This window comes from Mesorhizobium sp. YIM 152430 (genome assembly GCF_029210365.1).
Lineage (GTDB): Bacteria > Pseudomonadota > Alphaproteobacteria > Rhizobiales > Rhizobiaceae > Aliihoeflea.
Genome location: NZ_JARGES010000016.1, coordinates 1 through 572, shown reverse-complemented (window position 1 = coordinate 572; position 572 = coordinate 1). Strand labels below are relative to the sequence as shown.

The following is a 572-nucleotide window of genomic DNA, read 5'->3' as shown; positions in this document are numbered from 1 at the left end:
TGCAGGTCGGACCGGAGTTTGCTCGGGCAGTTGTCGATAGCCTCTTTCAGATCGGGGCTGACGGCGGATCGGCGTCACCGGCCAATGTGTTCAACGCCGGCATTCGTGTTGCCGCTCAGCTCTCGAACAATGTGAGGTTCGGCATCTTCGAGGACAATGCCATGGCCATGGCAGCCGTCTTTGCCATGATCGTTGTGGTGATCTGCTTCGCCCTCGTGGCCGCAATTTTCGTGTCCGTTCTAGTTGAGATGTATGTCGGGCTACTGGCGGGCATGATTATGCTCGGCCTTGGCGGCTCGTCCTTCACCAAGGACTTCGCAGTCCGCTATCTGGTTTACGCATTTTCGGTCGGCATGAAGCTGATGGCGCTCGTGATGATCGCGCGCATAGGCTCGGAAGTGCTGATCGGCATGTCCGAGAACACCACTAGCGAAGACCAGTTTCTAACGACGCTTACCATCGCGGGGATCTCGGTCGTGGTGTTCATGATCGCGATGTACGTCCCCAACATCATTCAGGGCGTGGTCCAGGGCGTCTCTGTTAGCAATGGCATGGAAACATTCAGGGCCGGA

The 572-nt window shown here is 57.2% G+C and carries 1 protein-coding gene; it reads left to right on the top strand.

Annotated elements, in window-relative coordinates:
* A partial coding sequence (gene trbL / locus PZ895_RS02525; protein ID WP_275837459.1) for a P-type conjugative transfer protein TrbL occupies positions 1 to 572 on the top strand: 572 nt, incomplete at both ends.